This window comes from Streptomyces krungchingensis (assembly GCF_054729265.1).
The window spans coordinates 2,846,557-2,860,788 of the sequence record NZ_JBPUKY010000001.1 but is presented as its reverse complement, the minus strand read 5'-3'; the positions used below and the strand labels follow the sequence as shown (position 1 = coordinate 2,860,788).

Annotated in this window: 12 protein-coding genes; 7 read left to right on the top strand and 5 right to left on the bottom strand. The window is 73.4% G+C overall.

Annotated features, from left to right (window positions below):
• The first annotated feature begins 68 nt into the window (after window positions 1–68).
• Window positions 69–797 (top strand): LysM peptidoglycan-binding domain-containing protein, encoded by a 729-nt coding sequence (locus ACSYGO_RS12755; RefSeq protein WP_426680325.1) that lies wholly within the window; start codon window positions 69–71, stop codon window positions 795–797.
• Here ACSYGO_RS12755 and ACSYGO_RS12750 read toward each other — a convergent pair.
• From ACSYGO_RS12750 to ACSYGO_RS12740, 3 genes are read right to left on the bottom strand one after another with little or no spacing between them, the layout of a single operon-like run.
• Window positions 694–1,413: an ATP-binding cassette domain-containing protein gene (locus ACSYGO_RS12750; protein ID WP_460386706.1), complete on the bottom strand. Its 720-nt coding sequence runs from the start codon at window positions 1,411–1,413 to the stop codon at window positions 694–696. The two genes, ACSYGO_RS12755 and ACSYGO_RS12750, sit on opposite strands and share 104 nt — an antisense overlap.
• Window positions 1,410–4,256 (bottom strand): ATP-binding cassette domain-containing protein, encoded by a 2,847-nt coding sequence (locus ACSYGO_RS12745; RefSeq protein ID WP_460386705.1) that lies wholly within the window; start codon window positions 4,254–4,256, stop codon window positions 1,410–1,412. Before ACSYGO_RS12745 ends, ACSYGO_RS12750 begins: the two co-directional genes overlap by 4 nt.
• Before the next feature lie 10 nt (window positions 4,257–4,266).
• The gene (locus tag ACSYGO_RS12740; RefSeq protein WP_460386704.1) at window positions 4,267–4,749 is read right to left on the bottom strand and encodes a hypothetical protein; all 483 of its coding nucleotides are present in this window, start codon (window positions 4,747–4,749) and stop codon (window positions 4,267–4,269) included.
• A 121-nt stretch (window positions 4,750–4,870) separates the two neighbouring features.
• On the opposite strand from ACSYGO_RS12740, the gene ACSYGO_RS12735 reads away from it, so the two are divergent.
• The 4 genes from ACSYGO_RS12735 (at window position 4,871) to ACSYGO_RS12720 (ending at window position 8,359) form a co-directional block, all read left to right on the top strand.
• Entirely contained in the window at window positions 4,871–5,401 is a 531-nt protein-coding gene (locus ACSYGO_RS12735; RefSeq protein ID WP_426680321.1) for a hypothetical protein, read from the top strand.
• Complete coding sequence (locus ACSYGO_RS12730; protein ID WP_460386703.1) at window positions 5,376–6,662, top strand: ABC transporter substrate-binding protein; 1,287 nt, start codon at window positions 5,376–5,378, stop codon at window positions 6,660–6,662. The genes ACSYGO_RS12735 and ACSYGO_RS12730 overlap by 26 nt, the downstream gene beginning before the upstream one ends.
• Window positions 6,663–6,811: 149 nt before the next feature.
• Window positions 6,812–7,792, top strand: a complete 981-nt coding sequence (locus ACSYGO_RS12725) for a helix-turn-helix transcriptional regulator (protein ID WP_426680319.1) — start codon at window positions 6,812–6,814, stop codon at window positions 7,790–7,792.
• A gap of 351 nt (window positions 7,793–8,143) precedes the next feature.
• Window positions 8,144–8,359, top strand: a complete 216-nt coding sequence (locus ACSYGO_RS12720) for an I78 family peptidase inhibitor (RefSeq protein WP_426680318.1) — start codon at window positions 8,144–8,146, stop codon at window positions 8,357–8,359.
• Between the two features lie 132 nt (window positions 8,360–8,491).
• Here ACSYGO_RS12720 and ACSYGO_RS12715 read toward each other — a convergent pair whose 3' ends face one another.
• Window positions 8,492–9,517 carry a phosphatase PAP2 family protein gene (locus ACSYGO_RS12715; protein ID WP_426680317.1) on the bottom strand — a complete coding sequence of 342 codons (1,026 nt, stop codon included), beginning with the start codon at window positions 9,515–9,517 and terminating at the stop codon, window positions 8,492–8,494.
• 239 nt (window positions 9,518–9,756) lie between these two features.
• Complete coding sequence (locus tag ACSYGO_RS12710; protein ID WP_460386702.1) at window positions 9,757–10,926, bottom strand: glycosyltransferase family 39 protein; 1,170 nt, start codon at window positions 10,924–10,926, stop codon at window positions 9,757–9,759.
• A gap of 259 nt (window positions 10,927–11,185) precedes the next feature.
• On the opposite strand from ACSYGO_RS12710, the gene ACSYGO_RS12705 reads away from it, so the two are divergent.
• Together ACSYGO_RS12705 and ACSYGO_RS12700 are read left to right on the top strand one after the other, a co-directional pair.
• Window positions 11,186–12,793: an MFS transporter gene (locus tag ACSYGO_RS12705; protein ID WP_426680315.1), complete on the top strand. Its 1,608-nt coding sequence runs from the start codon at window positions 11,186–11,188 to the stop codon at window positions 12,791–12,793.
• A 239-nt stretch (window positions 12,794–13,032) separates the two neighbouring features.
• Window positions 13,033–14,223: an acyl-CoA dehydrogenase family protein gene (locus ACSYGO_RS12700; protein WP_460386701.1), complete on the top strand. Its 1,191-nt coding sequence runs from the start codon at window positions 13,033–13,035 to the stop codon at window positions 14,221–14,223.
• Window positions 14,224–14,232: the final 9 nt, after the last annotated feature.

Sequence of the window (14,232 nt, the reverse complement as noted above, 5' to 3'; positions counted from 1 at the left end):
GGTGGGGCCGCGCCCGCACCGGGCGCGGCTCGACCGGCCGGGCCGAGGGGCCGCCTAGCGTGGGCGCGATGTTCCTCATGCCGACCCGGCCGGTCACGCCGCCCCCGTCGATCAACCGCCTCCGGCAGGCGGCCGAGCACGCCGGACACGCGGCCGGGCGCCTCGGGCACGCGGTCGCGGCCGCCACCGTCGTCGCCGTCACCGCGCTGGCCGTCCTCGTGCCCTCGGACGCGGTCGCCGCGCCCCCGCCGCCGCTTCCCGGCCCCGACATGACACGGGTGTCGTACGACTGCGCGAAGGACCAGTGGCCCTGGGGCTGCGTCGCCGAGTGCGAGAGCGGCGGCCGCTGGGACGCGAACACGGGGAACGGCTTCTACGGCGGGCTGCAGTTCTGGCAGCCCACCTGGGAGGCGTTCGGCGGACTCAAGTACGCCCGGCGTGCCGACCTCGCCACCCGCGCGGAGCAGATCAAGATCGCCGAGAAGGTGGTGGCCTCCCAGGGGTGGGGGGCCTGGCCCGTCTGCTCCCGGAGATACGCGCTCCAGGGCCGCATGCACGTGGTCAAGCACGGCGAGACGCTCGCCTCGATCGCCCGCAAGTACAAGGTCAAGGGCGGCTGGCAGGCGCTGTACAAGGCCAACAAGCAGATCGTCGGAAGCTCGCCGGACAAGCTGAACGAGGGCACCCTGCTGGTCATCCCGGAGGGTTCGGCCGGCTCCCGCCACCTGGGCCTCGTCCTGTTCGGTCCGCCGCTGCACCCGTCGCTCCTCGCGCAGGCTCCGCCGCCTCTCCGCTGAACACGACCGCGCCCCTGCTCAGTTCGTACACGAACGTCGTCCGGTCGGTCCGTCCGCGCAGCCCCGGCGGCAGCCGCTGTTCCGCGACCACCACGCACGCGTCGAGACCGGCCAGCAGGTCGTACGTCCGTGCCGCGACCGCCGGGGACATGCCCTGCGCGGGTTCGTCGACGAGCACCACGCGCGCGCGGGCGAGCAGGGCGCGGGAGACGGCGAGCATCCGCTGCTCACCGCCCGAGAGCGTGCCCGCGCGACGGGAGAGCAGGGGCTCCAGCCGCGGGTAGGCGTCGAGGGCGGGGGAGAAGTCGGCCGCGGCGAGCTCCAGGTTCGCGCGCACGGTGAGCGAACCGAAGACGGCCCGGCGCTCGGGGACGAGACACAGGCCGAGCCGGGCGCGTTCGTGCGCGGTCCGGCGGGTGACGTCGACGCCGTCCCACACGATCGCCCCGCCGGACAGCGGCACGGTTCCGGCCAGCGCGCGCAGCGCCGTCGTACGGCCGGACCCGTTGCGGCCGAGCAGCACGGTGAGACCCGGGCCCGGGGCGGCCAGGGTCACGCCGTGCAGGGCCTCCAGCGGGCCGTAGCGCACGCGCGCGTGGCGCAGGGCGATGCTCAACCGCCGTACCCCCTCTCCAGTACGTGGTCGGCGGGGCCGGAGGTGACGATCCGTCCCGCCACCATGACGTGGACGGTGTGCGCCAGGTCGGCGACGAGGTCGAGGTCGTGCTCGACGACGAGGAGGGCGGTGCCGTCCGCGGCGAGCGCCCGCAGCACCCGTGCCAGCGCGGTCACTTCGGGGGCGTCGAGTCCTGCCGCGGGCTCGTCCAGCAGCAGCACCCGCGGACTCCCCGCGAGCGCCCGGGCCAGCTCGACGCGCCGGAGCGTGCCGGTGGGCAGCCCCGCCGCGGGGAACGCCCGCACCGGCCCGTCGAGGCCGAGGAGCCGCAACGCCCGTTCCGCGGCTTCCGGATCGGCGGTCCGGCCCTGCTCGGCACCGACCCGGACGTTCTCGGCCACCGTCAGGGAGGGGAAGACGGCGAGCTGCTGGAAGGTCCGCGCGACCCCCAGCCGGGTGCGCGCGTGCGCGGGGAGCCGGGTGATGTCCCGCCCGCCGAGCAGCACCCGCCCGTCCGACGGGCGCAGCGTGCCGGCGAGGCAGTGGAAGAGCGTGCTTTTCCCGGCTCCGTTGGGCCCGACGACGGCCGTGACGCGTCCGGGCCGGACGTCCAGGTCGACCCCGTCGAGGGCGGTGAACCCGCCGTACCCGACGCGCAGGCCGCGGGCGCGCAGGGAGACGGAGAGCGGAGCCCGCGGCTCGGCGCCCGCGGAGGGAGCGGAGACGGCCCCCGGCCCGCTGCGGTGCCCCGCCGGGACAGCCGCTCCGGTCAGGCCGCGGGGCGACGAGGGTGCCGCTGCCTCCCGCCGGGTGTGCGGGGACGGCGGGGGAGTGGCTCCCGGCCGCGTGTGTGGGCCGGGTGGGGTGGTGTGGCTCCGGCCGCTGCGGGGTGCGGGTACGACGGCGGGGCCCGGCGTGCCGGAGAGGGGCGCGGGGTGGTCCGCCCGCCGGGGCGCCGCGGACAGCAGACGTCGGCGTACCCGCGACCCCAGCGGGGTCAAGGACACCTCGCGGCGCAGCCGGAGGCGGGAGGCCGCCGTGCGCAGCGCCTCGTAGGGACCGCCGGGGAAGCGGCCGACGAGGACCGCCAGGACGCCGACCAGGGCCGCCGCGACGCCGCCGCGGGCCCCCGCGTCGAGGCCCACCAGCAGCGCCGCCGCGGCGAGTGCGCCGAGGACGCTGTCCGCGCCGAGGACCACGACCGCCGCGAACCACAGCAGCCCGCGGACCGGGTCGTACGCCGTGGCGTCGAAGGCGCGCAGCCCCATGCCGAGCATCCCGCCGCCCAGCGCGGCCAGCGCGGCACCCGTGACGAACGCGGTCAGCTTCAGGGCCGGGACGCGGACACCCGCGGCCGAGGCGCCCGGCTCGTGGTCGCGCAGGGCGGCGAGGGCGCGGCCCGTACGTCCCCGGCGCAGAGCGTTCGCCGCCAGCAACGCGGCCGTCAGCAGCCCCAGTTCGAGCACGTAGTACGCCCGGTCGCCGCCGAATCCGGCCGGGCGGCCGAGGGAGAGCCCCGACGTGGCGTACGGCTGGGCGAAGACGAACCGGCTGACCCCCACCCCCACGGCGAACGTCGCCAGCGCGAGCGCCAGGCCGTGCCGCCGGATGGCCGGCCACCCGGTCAGCACACCGAGCGGCGCGACCAGGAGCACGGCCACCGCGAGCGCGGCCAGTTCGGGAAGGCGCGGCAGGCCGGGGAAGCGGCCCGCGGCGAGCAGGGCGGTGAACAGGGCACCCAGCCCCGCGTACGCGGCCTGTCCCAGCGAGATCTGGCCGCCGCGGCCGGTGACGACGACCAGCGACAGCAGGACCACGCCCAACGCCGGCACCTGGACCGACGTGTGCAGATCCGAGCCCGCGAACCCGAGGGGCAGCAGGAAGAGGACGACCGCGACGATCCAGGCCCCCGGCGGCGTCGCCACGCGGGCCGTCGCGGTGCGCGGCAGCGCGTCACGGGTGCCGACGCCGGGCAGGACGAGCGCCGAGACGAGCAGCGCCACCACGAACAGGTTCGCGCCGACCGCCTGGAGCAGCGGTTCGGCCCGGCCCGCGGGGTGCAGCCGGGTCAACTGGCTCTGCCCGACCGCCACACCGAGGGCCACCACGACGGCGACGGGGAGACTGCGCATCCGCGCGGCCACCGCCACCGCCATCACCTCCATGACCAGCAGCGGCATCCCGTACGGGTCCAGGCGCACGTACGGGGCGAGGAGCACGCCGGTCAGACCGGCCGTGAAGGAGCCGAAGGCCCAGCCGGCCGCCGCCACCCGGTCGGCGTCGATGCCGCCGAGCACGGCGAGCGGGCGGTCGTCGACGACGGCGCGCAGTTCGGTGGCGAAGCGGGTCCGCCGTCGCGAGCCCGGCGGGCGTCCCTTCGGCGAACGCAGTACGGCGCCCACGCCCGCGGCGAGCGCGAGGGCCACCGCCAACTGCCCCCAGGGGTCGGCCGACACCACGGTCGGCGCGTCCGCCCGTGCCCCGGTGCCCCACACCAGTGCCGCCCCGCCGACCAGCAGGACGAAGACGCCGATCGACGCGACCAGTGTCTGCGTCGGGTCGCCGCCGAGCACGGCCAGCGGCCGGAACACGAAGCGCTCCAGCGCCACACCGATGGCCGGGGCCACCAGGAGCAGGGTCACGGCGGTGCCGAGCGCGAGCGGCCAGCCCCACTCGACCGTGAACTGGCGCAGCAGGAAGGCGCACACCATGGCGACGGCGCCGTGCGCGAAGTTGAGCACCCCGGTGGCGCGGTGAGTGACGATCAGACCGGTCCCGGTGAGCGCGGCGGCACTTCCCACCGAGAGACCGGCGAGGGTGAGGTCGTACGTCAGCGAGGCCACGGGAGGGCCGTCAGTCGTCCGGACCGGCTGCGGACGGCTCGCAGATCGGGCACGGCCCGAGCTCCCCGCTCGCCAGGACCCGCGAGTCCACCGGCACCGCCTCCGCCTTCCCGGCGACCAGTGGACAGTCGGCGCGATGCCACAGCGTGCCGCCCGGCACCATCGACAGGTCGCCGCTGGAGGCCAGGGGCATGCTCACGGCGGGCCCGGACTCCGCCGCCCCGGCGGGCTCGGCCGCCACCAGCAGTCCGTACAACTCCTCGACGCGCGCCGATGCCAGTGCGTTCCTGCCGTGCGTGAGCAGCACCGCGCCCGCGACGATCAGCGCCGCGCCGGGCACCGTGCACGAGGCGAGGTACGGCAGTTGGCGCTCCGCGTAGCGCTCGCCCGAGATGCCGTACCAGCCGATGACGCCCAGCACCGCTCCGGCGGCGAGCGCGGCCCACCCGGCCCACAGGACGGGGTGCACGGTCCGCAGTCGAGATGTCCGCATCCGGGCTCCCACACGTCGTGTGTCTGTCCATGTCAGCCAATGGCTTGCACTATGCCTTCTGGAAGCTGACCCTGAAAGCACCGGGCGCACATGGCCCGGACTACACCCGGTGGTGAGCCAGATGGTTCTCGGGAGCGAACTCAGGCGGCCAAGTGGCCGGGCGGCGGCGGCGGTTCTCGTCCTCGCCGCCGCCCTCACGGCATGCGGCGACGACAGCGGCGGTGGAGGCGGCGCCCCGCCCGCGCCCTCCGTGGAGCGGTCCGCCGACCCGTCGCCCAGCGCCACCGCCCCGTCCGACCCGGCGGCGGCCGAGAAGGAGATCGAGCGGAACTGGGAGAAGTTCTTCGATCCCGCCGTCCCCCAGAAGGACAAGCAGAGCGTCCTGGAGAACGGCGACGCCATGACCGAGGTCCTGAAGAGCTTCAACGGCGACAAACGCGGCCAGGAGGTGCAGGCGCACGTCGAGAAGGTCGCGTTCACGTCACCGCGGGACGCGGACGTCACGTACTCGCTGACCCTGAAGGGCGCGACCGCGCTGCCGGGTGCCTCCGGGACGGCCGTCGAACAGGACGGCACTTGGAAGGTCTCCGTCAAGACCCTGTGCGCGCTGGTCCAGTTGAGCGGCAATGAGTCGCCCGGCCCCGGCTGCTGAGGCGCTCGCCCTCGCGCTGGTCCTCCTGCTGGGCACGGCCTGCGGCAGCCGCCTCCCCGAGAGCGACTTCGAGAACCGGTCCACTCCCACCCGGCAGGGAGGCACCGCCCCGATCCGGGTCGGCATCGTCACCAGTGCCACCAGCCCCGTCGGCGGTTCGGCCTTCACCGGCCCGCGCGACGGGGCGAAGGCCTACTTCGACCGCCTCAACGCCCGGGGCGGCATCGACGGGCGCCGCGTCGAGGTGCGGCTGTGCGACGACGGCGGCAGCGGTGTCGGCAACAACGAGTGCGTGCACCGGCTGATCGACGAGGACAAGGTCGTCGCCCTCGTCGCGACCACCGCCCTCGACTACGCCGGCGCCCCGCGCGTGTCGCACGCGCGCGTGCCCGACATCGGCGGCCAGCCCATCGGGCCGGCGTACGACACCTACCCGCACCTGTACGGGATCTACGGGAGTCTCGCGCCCCGGGACGGAACGCCGGGCTGGGGCGGGAAGCTGTACGGGGGCACCGAGGTCTACCGCTATTTCAAGCGCGTGCACGGCGCCCGCACGGCCGCCGTCGTCTCCTACAACCAGTCCGCGTCGGCCGCCTACGCCCGGCTCGTCACCCAGGGCCTGAAGGCCGAGGGCTACAAGGTGGTCACCGAACAGGTCGACTTCGCGCTGCCCAACTTCCGTGCCGCCGCCGCCGATCTGAAGGACCGGGGAGCCGACCTCGTCTTCGACGCCGTCGACACGCACGGCAACGCGCAGCTGTGCAAGGCGATGGACGACGTGGACGCCGAGGTCATCGCCAAGGTCACCAATGTGCAGAACTGGACGTCCACCGTGGCCGAGGACTACAAGGACTCCCCGCGGTGCCGCAACGCCCTGTGGGCCACCGGGTCCAGCCGCGACTACCAGGACACCGCGAACCCCGCCGTACGCGAGTTCCGGGACGCGACCAAGGGGTTCGGGTCGCACTCCCAGTGGCAGCTGGAGGGCTGGGCGGCCGCGCGGTGGTTCGCCGACGCGGCGAAGTCCTGTACGGCGGCCGGGGTCACCCGCGCCTGCGTCGACGCCTTCATGAACCGCGGCGAGCCCTACACCGCGGGCGGGCTGCTGCTCCCGGTCACGTACGAGCGGCTGGCCGAGCCTCCGACGACACGGCGGGCCTGCCTGTCGGTGGCCCGCTGGAAGGACGGCCGGGGCTGGGTCTCCCAGGGCGACATGAACTCCACCTGCTTCCAGGTCCCGCAACTGTCCTACCGGCCCTGAGCCCCCGGGCCGCCGCCAGGACTCCCCGACGCGGACCGGCAGCCGTGGGGGAGTCCCTGCCGACGCGGGACCGAGGGGCAGTCCCTGCCGACGCGGGACCGAGTCCTTGCGGACAGAAGATGTCCGCAAGGACTGACAGACTCGGGCCCATGTTGGACACCTCCGCACGGCTGCTCCGTCTGCTGTCACTGCTCCAGGCCCACCGGGAATGGTCGGGTGCCGATCTCGCGGAGCGTCTCGGCGTCACGCCGAGGACGGTCCGGCGCGATGTGGACCGGCTGCGCGAGCTGGGCTATCCGGTCAACGCCAGCCCCGGCACGGGCGGCGGCTACCAGCTCGGCGCGGGAGCCGAACTCCCGCCGCTGCTGCTGGACGACGACGAGGCCGTGGCCGTCGCGGTCGGCCTGCGCACGGCCGCCGGCCAGGGCATCGAGGGCATCGGGGAGACCTCCGTACGCGCCCTCGCCAAGCTGGAACAGGTGTTGCCGCACCGGCTGCGCCGCAGGATCGGCGCCCTGAACGCGTTCACCGTGCCGATGCTGCGCGGCCCGCGACCCTCGGCGGTCGACCCGGCCGTCCTCACCGAACTGGCCAACGCCTGCCGCGACGGGGAGCGGCTCCGCTTCGAGTACCGCGACCACGGCGGCTCCTCGACCCGCCGCACCGTCGAGCCGCACCGCCTGGTGTGCACCGAACGCCGCTGGTACCTGGTCGCCTGGGACGTCGACCGCGACGACTGGCGCACCTTCCGGGTGGACCGCGTCACGCCCAGACCGCCGCACGGACCGCGGTTCGCGCCCCGCACCCCACCGGCCGAGGACCTCGCCGCCTACGTCTCCAAAGGCGTCTCCACCGGCGCGTACGCCACGCACGCCGTCGTCCGGCTGCTGGTGCCCCTGGAGGAGGCGGCCGAGCGGATCTCGCCGTCCGCCGGCACGCTCGAAGCCGCCGGTCCGGACAGCTGTCTCCTGCGTACCGGGGCGGCCAGTCTCGACGTCATGGTCGTGCACGTGACGATGACGGGATTCGAGTTCGAGGTCCTCGAACCCGCCGGGCTCACCGACGCGCTCACCGCGGCCCGGGACCGGCTGTCCCGGGCTCTGGAACGGAGTTCACCGCCACGGCAGTGATGCGCACCGGGCGCCGTGGGCCGGCCCGCCGCGCGCGGGGTTCCCGTGCCGGAACGGGTATTTCCCATGGGGCGTCAGATTCCACGGCGGGCCCCGGAATCGGAATGAAAAGGCCGCGCCGAGGCATTGGATCCGCACATTCCATCGAGCTGTTCGGGACGGCGTCGGGTCGGCTCCGAATTACGTTCGAAGGAGTGCAGAACGCGTAGGGAACCCCTCGTGCGTGTGACGGAGTTCGGCCGAAACACGTGTCGTGATCCTGTGACAGAAGCGTGACCGGAGGGGTATGGGTGACGCTGGGTGGCGATCCGGACTTCCCCGGCCGGGGCGACGCCGCCTAACGTGGCCGTCATGGCACCCATTCCCCCTCATTCCGCAGAACCCCAGGACAGTCCGGAGAACTATGTAGGACTGGAGGCGAGCAGCGCCGAGCGCCGTGCCGAGGAGCACGGCTGGACCACGGTGCGCTCGCTGCCCCCGGGCGCGATCATCACCATGGAGTACCTCGTGGGGCGGCTGAACTTCGAGGTCACGGACGGCAGGGTCACGCGCTGCTGGAAGGGCTGACGGCACCGCGCCGACGGGACCCCGCGGTCCCGGCAGGACCGACCGACACGCGAAGGCCCCCGGCTGTCAGGAGCCGGGGGCCTTCGCGGTGCGGGGAGAGGTGTGCGTACCGGCCCCGCCGTTCGGTTGTCCTCAGCCGCCCGCCAGGGGGCGTGCCGAGGTGGTGGCCGAGCGCGCCACCCGGTCGGCGTGCGGCGGGCGGCGGCTGCCGACCGGGGTGACCGGGGTGCGCTCCGAGCGGCCCGTGTGCGGGCCGGGAGCCAGGTACACCGGCGCCCGGGGCGCGCGGACCGAGGCGGCCGGCTCCCGCGCGGGGACCTCGCCCTCCGCGGTGGCGGGGTGCGGCACCATGGCGGGCGCGCCGACCGGCGAGGCCGCGGGTGCGGGCACGACACGGCCGCGACGGGCGCGCCAGGAGTCGCGCAGCGAGAAGATCCCGGCCTCGGCGCGGGCGATCAGCGGCTCGCACCAGGGCAGCGCCAGCAGGATCAGCAGACCCGCGGCCCAGCCGAGGAGCACATCGCTCAGCCAGTGCGTGCCGAGGTACACGGTGGTCAGACCGACGCCGAGCGAGGTCACCGCGGACAGCGCGGACAGCCAGCGCCGGGCCCGCGGGGTCGAGGCCAGATAGGCCAGGATGCCCCAGGTCACAACGGCGTTGGCGGTGTGGCCCGAAGGAAATATATCGCCGCCCAGGCCCATCTCGTTCGAGCCGATGGTGATCGCGTAGTGCGGGCCGAGGCGGCCCATGCCCAACTTGGCGGCGCCGACGGTGATGTTGAGGAGCAGCAGCGAGGCACCCAGCGTGAGCAGCGGGCGCAGGGTGTGCTGCCGCCAGGAGCGCCAGCCCAGCCAGGCGGCGACCATCACGGCGGTGGGGCCGCGCTGGCCGAGCACCACGTAGTAGTCCAGGAACGCGTGGATCTCCGGCCATTGCTGGTAGGGCCGGAAGAACATGACCTGCCAGTCGAATCTGACCAGCCATGAAGTGATGGCGACGGCCCACACGATGGCCAGGTAGAAGGCCAGGGTCGCCGCGAACAGCACGACCCTGTGCCGGCTCATCCTCGGCACGTCGATGTGGGCCGGCCGTTCAGGTTCACGGTCGAGCCGGGCGAAGACCCGGTCCAGACGGGTCAGGTTTCGTTCGGTACGCACTCAATCGACGTTACAGCGAGTGAGCTGCGTTCCAGGCCGAATCACTCGCTTTGTGATGACGATGTGATGTGGGATTCCTCTCAGGTCCGTGTTTATTTTCTATGAATGTCTAATCCTCGGAGAGTGGACTCCGTAATTCCATTGATCCGTCCGTGGTTCGGTTTTATGACGCTTATATATTCGTTCACCGAATGCTGGGCTGGAATTCTCCGGCAGCTCACCGGGCGTCCGGGAGTCGATCATGGCGGACCGGAGCCGTTCAGCCAGAAGGCGCCGTAGACCGCGGAGGCCGCCGCCACGCCGCCCAGGACCGCCGCCGACCTGGGCGTACGCAGCCGGGACAGGGCGAGCGCGAGGGGCAGCAGAAGGGGGAAGGCGGGCAGCAGGAGGCGCGGTTTCGAGCCGAAATAGCTCGACGCGCACAGGGCGAGCGCGGTGACGATCCCCGAGTACACCAGGAGCGGCAGCGGCTGCCCCTGGCGCACGCATGTCACGTACAGCCAGACGACCAGCGCGACGCCCACGATCAGTCCGACGCCGGCCAGGGCCGACGGGAAGGACGTGAACTTGTCGGCCACGAAGCGCGCGAAGGCGTAGCCGCCGTCGAAACCGTTGCGCCAGCCCGCCTGCACATCGAGGTAGCCGAGCGGACCCTTGCCCGTGCGACGGCCGACCCAGAGCACGTAGCCGGTGGCGCCGAGCGGCGCGAGAAGCATGCCGACGGCGCGCCGCCACCGGGGTGCGCCGTCCGGGCCGGGCGCGCTTCGGTCCCGTACGAACGACATGACCGCTGTCACCCAGACGGCCGCGACCACCGCCACCCCCACCGGCCGGGTCAGCCCCGCGAGCGCGGCGAGCAGGCCCGCCGTGACCCAGCGGCCGGTCAGCACCGCGTACAGCGACCAGGCGGCGAGCGCCGTGAACAGTGACTCGCTGTACGCCATCGACTGCACGACACCGACCGGGAGCACCGCCCACACCAGCACGGCGCAGACGCCCGCCCGCCGCCCGTACACGTGCTCCGCGACGGCGAAGATCCCCCAGGCCGCGGCGAGCGACGCCGACGTGCTCACGAGCAGACCCGCGTCCGCGGACGACAGCGGCGTCAGGGCCGACCCCAGACGCTCCAGCCAGGGCAGCAGCGGGAAGAAGGCGAGGTTCGAGTGCAGGTCGCCGTTCGGCAGCCGCACCTCGTAGCCGTAGCCGAGGTCGGCGACCCGGGTGTACCAGAGCGCGTCCCAGCGGGCCGTGAGCAGGGTGTGCGCGCTCTTGCCGTTCGCCGCGCTCCACGCGGCGAGGACCACGAGCCCCAGCGCGCGGACGCCCGCGTACCCGAGGAGGGCGGGGGCCGCGCGGCGCAGGGCGCCCGCGCGGGGCGGCTTCGCGACAGGTGTCTCAAGATCGGTCACGGGCTCGATTATCGATGCGGCCCGGAACCGCCCGGCCCGGCGGGGCGTGGTGGTCCCGGGGGAGCGTGGCGTACGCCACACGCAATGCAGGAAGAACGTGAGAGGTCTGCCACGCGACATCGCCGGGAACTCGCGTACTGTGGGCCGCTCACTCGCCTTTGTTGCGTGGGCCGGGGCTCCGCTCCCCCAGGCCACAGCCCCAGGGAGTCCCCACCCTGAGGTTTCCGCCGAACGCGAGGGAACATCTGGGAGGTACGTAATGTCCGGGACGACCACGGCCGCTGCGCGATGCCGTCGGGAGACCGGGGCCGGTGCCAACCGCTGGGTCGTCCTCGTCGTCCTGTGCGTCAGTCTGCTGCTGGTGGCGCTCGACGCCACGGTGCTGCACGTCGCGGTGCCCGCCGTCACCGAGGACCTCAGGCCCGGCGCGATAGAGCTGCTCTGGATCGTCGACATCTATCCGCTGGTCTGCGCCTCGCTCCTCATACTGTTCGGCACGCTCGGTGACCGCGTCGGCCGCCGGCGCGTCCTCCTGCTCGGATACGCCCTCTTCGGCGTCGCCTCGGCCGTCGCGGCCTGCGCCGACAACGCGCAGGTCCTGATCTTCGCGCGAGCCCTGCTCGGCGTCGGCGGCGCGATGATCATGCCCGCCACCCTCTCGATCCTGCGCCAGGTCTTCCCCGACCGGCGGGAGCGGGCCCTGGCGATCGGCATCTGGAGCGCGGTCGCCGCCGTCGGCGCGGCAGTGGGGCCGCTGCTCGGCGGCTTCCTCCTCGAACACTTCTGGTGGGGGTCCGTCTTCCTGGTCAACATCCCGTTGATGCTGGTCAGCCTGCCGATCGGGCGGATGCTGCTGCCCGAGTCGAAGGGCGACCGCAACGGTCCCTGGGACATCGTCGGTGCCCTGATGGCCGCCGCCGGACTCTTCGGGCTCGTCCTCGGCGTGAAGCGGCTCGGCGGCGGGGAGGCCCCGTTCGGCCCGCTCACGCTGGGCCCCCTCCTCCTGGGCGGCGCGCTGCTGACCGGCTTCGTCCGGCGCCAGCGGCGGCGTGCGCACCCGCTGGTCGATCTGCGGATGTTCGCGCGGCCCGCGTTCAGCACCTCGGTGGGATGCATCGTCCTCGCCATGCTCGCCCTGGTCGGTCTGGAGCTGATCGCGGCGCAGTACCTCCAGCTCGTGCTCGGCCTCTCGCCGCTGGAGACGGGGCTGCGGCTGCTGCCGCTCACCGTCGCGGCGATGGCCGCCGGGCTCGCCGGGGCGAAGATGCTGCGCCGGTTCGGCCCGCGCACGATGGTCAGCCTCGGCTTCTGCCTGACCGCGGCCGCCGTCGTCACGCTGACCGCGATGGGCGGGAACGACAACACGGGGCTGCTGCTCTTCGGCTTCGTGCTGCTCGGTTTCGGCCTGGAGACCACGCTCTTCGGGGCGTACGAGTCGATGCTGAGCGAGGCGCCGCCCGCGCAGGCCGGTGGAGCCGCCGCCATCGGCGAGACCTCGTACCAGCTGGGTGCGGGCATCGGGATCGCGCTCCTGGGGAGTGTGATGAACGCCGCGTACAAGCCGGGGCTCTCGTCGGTTCCCGGGGTTTCGGCCGCCGACTCGACCGCGGCGGGGCACTCCCTCGGGGAGGCGTACGAGGTCGCCGGCCGGCTCGGCGGGGCGCCCGGTGCGGCCCTGCGGCATGCCGCGCGGGACTCCTTCGTGCACGGACTGCATGTGACCCTGCTGGTCAGCGCGGGCCTGCTGATGCTGGGCGCGGTGATGGCGCTGCGGCTGCCGCGGGTCATGGAGTGCCCGGCGCCGGCGGCGGGTCCGGCGGAGATCCCGGCACCCCGCGAGGTCGCCGAGTCCCGCGTGACCGCGTAGCTCTCCCCGCCCGTGCGCCCACCGGCTCCGCCCGCCGGCCCGCGCGGGTCTTCCGGCAGGGCGCGTGCCAGTGGCGGGTGGCCGTGTGTTCGTGGCCGTGAGTGTGTGGCCATGCGTTCGCGGCCGTGTGTTCGTGGTCGTGTGGGGGAGGGACCCTGGACGTGCGGGAGACTGCGTCGTAACGTCGGCCGCGACGTCGTAACTAACACCGCTAGTTTTAGCGTGCCGGAGGCTGCCCCATGTCCGCGTCCTCGAAGCTCCCGCCCTTCGACCCCGCCGACCCGCTCGGCATCGACGACCTGCTGGACCCGGAGGACCTCGCCGTCCGCGACACCGTGCGGACCTGGGCGGCCGACCGGGTGCTGCCGCACGTCGCCGAGTGGTACGAGAAGGGCGAACTGCCCGGCATCCGGGAGCTGGCGCGGGAGCTCGGCGCCATCGGGGCACTCGGCATGTCGCTCCAGGGGTACGGGTGTGCCGGGGCGTCCGCGGTGCAGTACGGCCTGGCCTGCCTGGAACTGGAGGCCGCCGACTCCGGCATCCGTTCCCTCGTCTCCGTGCAGGGCTCCCTCGCCATGTACGCCATCCATCGGTTCGGCAGCGAGGAGCAGAAGCAGACCTGGCTGCCGCGGATGGCGTCCGGCGAGATCATCGGGTGCTTCGGGCTCACCGAGCCCGACCACGGCTCCGACCCCGCCTCCATGCGCACCCACGCCAAGTGTGACGGCGGAGACTGGGTCCTCAACGGGCGGAAGATGTGGATCACCAACGGGTCCGTCGCCGGGGTCGCCGTGGTCTGGGCCCGGACGGACGACGGAATCCGCGGCTTCGTCGTCCCCACCGACGTGCCGGGCTTCTCCGCGCCCGAGATCAAGCACAAGTGGTCGCTGCGGGCGAGCGTCACCAGCGAGCTGGTCCTCGACGACGTACGGCTGCCCGCCGACGCCGTGCTGCCGGACGTCGTCGGGCTGAAGGGACCGCTCAGCTGTCTCTCGCACGCCCGGTACGGGATCGTGTGGGGAGCCATGGGCGCGGCGCGGGCCAGTTTCGAGGCCGCCGTGGAGTACGCGAAGACGCGCGAGCAGTTCGGCCGGCCCATCGGTGGCTTCCAGCTGACCCAGGCGAAGCTCGCCGACATGGCGGTCGAGCTGCACAAGGGAATTCTGCTCGCCCACCACCTCGGGCGGCGCATGGACGCGGGACGGCTCCGTCCCGAACAGGTCAGTTTCGGCAAACTCAACAACGTGCGGGAGGCGATCGAGATCTGCCGCACCGCGCGGACGATCCTCGGCGCCAACGGAATCTCGCTCGAATACCCGGTGATGCGGCACGCCACGAATCTGGAGTCGGTGCTCACCTACGAGGGCACCGTCGAGATGCATCAACTCGTGCTGGGCAAGGCGCTCACCGGACTCGACGCCTTCCGGTAGAGCCCTGGG

Coding starts and splice junctions, on each gene's coding strand:
- ACSYGO_RS12730 (WP_460386703.1), top strand. CDS start 5,376: ATGAGTCGCCCGGCCCCGGCTGCTGAGGCGCTCGCCCTCGCGCTGGTC.
- ACSYGO_RS12720 (WP_426680318.1), top strand. CDS start 8,144: ATGGCACCCATTCCCCCTCATTCCGCAGAACCCCAGGACAGTCCGGAG.
- ACSYGO_RS12700 (WP_460386701.1), top strand. CDS start 13,033: ATGTCCGCGTCCTCGAAGCTCCCGCCCTTCGACCCCGCCGACCCGCTC.
- ACSYGO_RS12755 (WP_426680325.1), top strand. CDS start 69: ATGTTCCTCATGCCGACCCGGCCGGTCACGCCGCCCCCGTCGATCAAC.
- ACSYGO_RS12725 (WP_426680319.1), top strand. CDS start 6,812: ATGTTGGACACCTCCGCACGGCTGCTCCGTCTGCTGTCACTGCTCCAG.
- ACSYGO_RS12740 (WP_460386704.1), bottom strand. CDS start 4,749: ATGCGGACATCTCGACTGCGGACCGTGCACCCCGTCCTGTGGGCCGGG.
- ACSYGO_RS12735 (WP_426680321.1), top strand. CDS start 4,871: ATGGTTCTCGGGAGCGAACTCAGGCGGCCAAGTGGCCGGGCGGCGGCG.
- ACSYGO_RS12705 (WP_426680315.1), top strand. CDS start 11,186: ATGTCCGGGACGACCACGGCCGCTGCGCGATGCCGTCGGGAGACCGGG.